This is a genomic window from Xanthobacter sp. BG11Y11_SDJG (genome assembly GCF_057364445.1).
Window position 1 is genome coordinate 1 of sequence record NZ_JBNFNU010000351.1, and the last position, 4,430, is coordinate 4,430.

Below are 4,430 nucleotides of genomic sequence, written 5' to 3' on the forward strand. Positions count from 1 at the left end.
TGCTGCCGGCCGGCTCGGCCAGGCGCCCGCGCGCCAGGCGGCGCTCGGCGCAGGGCTGCCGCTCTCCACCGGCGCCACCACCGTCAACAAGATGTGCGGCTCCCGGCATGAAGGCCGCCATGTTCGCCCACGATCTCCTCGCCGCCGGCTCGGCGCGGGTCGCGGTGGCGGGCGGCATGGAGAGCATGACCAACGCGCCGTACCTCCTCGACCGGGCCCGCGGCGGCTACCGCATGGGCCACGGCAAGGTGCTCGACCACATGTTCCTCGACGGGCTGGAGGACGCCTACGACAAGTGCCGCCTCATGGGCACCTTCGCCGAGGACTGCGCCGAGGCCTACCAGTTCACCCGCGAGGCGCAGGACGCCTTCGCCATCGGCTCGCTCCAGAAGGCCCAGAAGGCCATGGCGGACGGTGCCTTCGAGGCGGAGATCATTCCCGTGACCGTGAAGGCCGGCAAGGCCGAGCGCGTGGTCTCCGCCGACGAGCAGCCGCCGAAGGCCAAGCTCGACAAGATCCCGACGCTGAAGCCCGCCTTCCGCGACGGCGGCACGGTGACGGCGGCGAACTCCTCCTCCATCTCCGACGGTGCGGCGGCGCTCGTTCTGATGCGCCGCTCGGAAGCCGAGAAGCGCGGGCTCACCCCGCTCGCCGCCATCGTCGGCCACGCCACCCACGCCCAGGCGCCGAACCTCTTCACCACCGCCCCCATCGGCGCGGTGAGGACGCTCGCCGAGAAGACCGGCTGGGCGCTGGGTGACGTGGACCTCTACGAGATCAACGAGGCGTTCGCCGTGGTGCCCATGGCGGCCATGCGCGACCTCGGTTTGCCGCAGGACAAGGTGAACGTGCATGGCGGCGCCTGCGCCCTCGGCCATCCCATCGGCGCGTCCGGCGCGCGGGTGATGGTGACGCTGCTGGCGGCGCTCCAGCGCTACGACATGAAGCGCGGCATCGCCTCGCTGTGCATCGGCGGCGGCGAGGCGACCGCCGTCGCCATCGAGCGCCTGCAATAGGCCCTTGCCTGCGCGCCGCGTCAGCGGATGCCGGCGCGCAGGAAGGCCTGGATGAACTGGCGCTGGAAGATCAGGAACGCGATCATCAGAGGCGCCACCACCATGAGCGTCGCGGCGCTGATGATGGAGATGTTCACCCCGCTCTCCGGCGCGCCGAACAGCGACAGGCCCACCGTCAGGGGGCGGGTCGCCGGCGCGTTGGTGACGATCAGCGGCCACAGGAAGTTGTTCCAGTGGTGGCCACCGACACCAAAGCATAAGCGAGATAGACCGGCCGGGCGGCGGGCACATAGACCCGCCACAGCACGCCCATGAAGGAGCAGCCCTCCACCCGCGCGGCCTCCTCCAGCTCCAGCGGCACCGACTTGAACGCCTGGCGCAGCAGGAAGATGCCGAACGCGCTCGCCACATAAGGCAGCCCCATGCCGGCGATGGAATCGATCAGGCCGAGCCGCGCCGCCATGGCGTAGTTCTCGACGATCAGCACCTCTGGCAGGATGAAGAGCTGCAGCAGCACCAGCACGAACAGCGCCTCCCGCCCCGGAAAGCTGAAGCGCGCGAAGGCGTAGCCCGCGAGCGTGCACAGAAGGAGCTGCCCGGCGAGGGTGAAGCTCACCAGAAGCACCGTGTTGAGCGCGTAGGTGGGCCAGGGCGCGGCGGCCCAGGCGGCGCGGTAGTTGTCCAGCGTGAAGGGCGCATCGAGCGAGAACACCAGCGCCTGGCCCGGCGCGCGCACCGAGGCCCAGGCGGCGAACAGCAGCGGCGCGATCCAGACGATCGCCAGCAGCCACGCGCCCGCCGTCTCCAGAATGTCGCCGAAGGGGATCGGCCGGGCGGCCTTCGCGGGCGTCATCGGTAGTGGATCCTCTTTTCGAGGACGGCGAACTGCAGCACCGCGACCGCGCCGAGCACCGCCAGAACCAGCACCGTCATGGCGGCGGCGTGGGCGCGGTCGAAATAGGAGAAGGCCATCTCCCAGATCCAATAGAGAACCAGCTTGGTGGCGTTGTTCGGCCCGCCTTTGGTGAGGATGAACAGGTGGTCGATCAGCTTCACCGAGTTGATCAGGGCATTGATGAAGATGAAGGCGGTGGTGGGCATCAGCAGCGGCAGCAGCACCCGCCGCAGATAGGTGAGGCGGCCCGCCCCCTCCACTAGCGCCGCCTCCTTCAGGTCCGGCGGAATGGTCTGCAGCGCGGCGAGGTAGAAGATCATGAAGAAGCCCGCCTCCTTCCACACGGTGACGACGATCACCGCGCCGAGCGCGGTCTGCGGCTGGCCGAGCCAGTTCACCGGCGGCAGGCCGAAGAGGCCGGTGACGCTGTCGATCACGCCGAGGCCGGGGGTGTAGAAGAACAGCCAGAGGTTCGCCGCCGCGATCATCGGCAGGATGGTGGGCGTGAAATAGGCGCCGCGCACGAAGCCGCGCAGCGGCAATTGCCGGTCCGCCCACTGCGCCATCAGCAGCGCGAGCGCGATCGAGACCGGGATGGTGATGCCGGCATAGACGAGATTGTTGCCGAGCACGGTCCAGAACGTGGGATCGGCGAAGAGATCGGCATAGTTCTCGGCGCCATTGAACACCGAGGGCCGGCGTGCGGTGCCGCGCGAATGGACGCTGGCGATCAGCGTCGTGGCGGTGGGCAGGAAGGCGAACAGCGTCAAAAGGATCAGCGCCGGCGCGAGCAGCATCCAGCCATAGAGCGCGTGCAGGCGCCGCTGGCGGGAGGCGATGGGGTCGAGCGCGCGGGTCGCGGACATGGGCTGGCTGGTGTGCTCCGGCGGTGGATCGGCAAACGCGGGTGACGGCGGTCAGGAGCCGCCACCCGCGGTCATGGTCATCCCTCACTCCCGTCATGCCCCGGCTTGTCCGGGGCATCCACGGCACCGCTCGCGCCGCGCTTCACAGCGAAAGGACCGGCGCGGCCGCAGGGTGGATCCCCCGGACAAGCCGGGGGATGACGGTGGTGCAGGCCAAGCGCCGCTCAGCGCTTGTAGGGCTTGAGCAGTTGGTCGGCGGTGGCCTGGGCGCCCTTGAGCGCGTCGGCCGGGCTCTTGGTGCCGGTCAGCGTCGCCTGGATGGCGTTGTTGAGCGCCTCGCGCACGCGGGCGGTCTCCCAGGTGGAGAACTCGGCGATGGCGACCTTGAGCTGGTCGCGGGCCACCAGCGCCTGCGGGAAGTCCTTGCCGTAGGCCTTGAGCTTCTCGGTCTCGTAGGCGGCCGGGCTCACGCCCACATAGCCGGTGGCGATCGACCATTCGGCGGCGCGCTCGGGCGCCGTCATGTAGCGGATCAGCTTGAGGGAGGCGGCGCGCTCGGCCTCCGAGGCGTTGCGGAACAGATAGAAGTTGCCGCCGCCCGTGGGCGAGCCGGGCCGCTTGTGGGCGGGGAGCTCGGCGACGCCGAAGTCGAACTTCGCTTCCTTCTTCACCGCCGTGAGGTTGCCGGTGGTGTGCCACATCATGGCGGTCTGGCCCTGCACGAAGGCCTGCCGCAGGGTGCCCCACTCGACGAGGCCGGCGGGCGAGATCTTGTGCTCGCTGGCGAGCGACTTCCAGAACGCGAGCGCCTCGATCACGGCCGGATCGTCGAAGGCGACGCTGGCGCCGTCCTTGCTCATCAGTTCCTTGCCGTTCTGGATCGCGAAGCACTGGAACATCCAGTAGGGATAGCCGGTGGAGGGCACCATCAGGCCGTAGCGGCCGTCCTTGGCGAGCTTCTTGCCGGCGGCCACCATCTCGTCCCAGGTCTTCGGCGGCGCGTTCGGGTCGAGCCCGGCCTCGCGGAACATGTCCTTGTTGTAGAACATGACGATGGTGGAGCGCTGGAACGGGATGCCCCAGGTCTTGCCGTCGATGCGGCCGTTCGCCATCAGCGCGGGATAGAAGCCGTCGAGCCAAGCCTTCTCCTCGGCGGTCTTCACCACGTCCTCGAACGGCACGATGAGTTCCTGCTCGATCAGATCGTAGGCGTCGATGGAGAACAGCACCGAGAGCTGCGCCGGCTGGCCGCTCTTGAGCGCGGAGAGGGCGCGCACGCGGGTGTCGTCGTAATTGCCGGCATAGACCGCCTTCACGGCGACGTCGGGGTTCTCCTTCTCGAAGCCCGCGATCATGTCGTCGATCACCTTGGTGAGCGGTCCGCCCACGGCGATCGGGTAGAACATGGTCAGCTCGGTCTTGGTCGGCTCATTCTTGGCGAAGGCGGGCACCGTCGCTGCGGCGAAAAGGCTCGCCGCCGTCACGGCGGCGGTGAAGAAGCGTCTCATGGTCAGTGTCCTTCTGGCCTTGGGGGAACGCGTACGCGGGTGGAAACGGGGCTCACACCGCCGCATGGGCGACGGGATCGGCGGCCGGCGGCGCGGGAGCGAAGCCGGCGGTCACGCGCCGGCCGCTGTCGGCCTCGAACCAGTG

The 4,430-nt window shown here is 69.1% G+C and carries 2 protein-coding genes and 2 pseudogenes; 1 reads left to right on the forward strand and 3 read right to left on the reverse strand.

The features are described 5' to 3' along the window. Positions 1 to 1,016 (forward strand): annotated as a pseudogene (locus tag AC2W7M_RS20435) (acetyl-CoA C-acyltransferase); the annotation flags it as partial. 20 nt (positions 1,017 to 1,036) lie between these two features. On the opposite strand, the pseudogene AC2W7M_RS20440 reads toward AC2W7M_RS20435, so the two are convergent. The 3 genes and pseudogenes from AC2W7M_RS20440 to AC2W7M_RS20450 form a co-directional block, all read right to left on the reverse strand. After that, positions 1,037 to 1,869: pseudogene (locus AC2W7M_RS20440) on the reverse strand (carbohydrate ABC transporter permease). Continuing rightward, positions 1,866 to 2,777 (reverse strand): carbohydrate ABC transporter permease, encoded by a 912-nt coding sequence (locus tag AC2W7M_RS20445; protein ID WP_486134466.1) that lies wholly within the window; start codon positions 2,775 to 2,777, stop codon positions 1,866 to 1,868. Before AC2W7M_RS20445 ends, AC2W7M_RS20440 begins: the two are co-directional and overlap by 4 nt. Before the next feature lie 224 nt (positions 2,778 to 3,001). Next, positions 3,002 to 4,285 (reverse strand): ABC transporter substrate-binding protein, encoded by a 1,284-nt coding sequence (locus tag AC2W7M_RS20450; protein ID WP_486134468.1) that lies wholly within the window; start codon positions 4,283 to 4,285, stop codon positions 3,002 to 3,004. Positions 4,286 to 4,430: the final 145 nt, after the last annotated feature.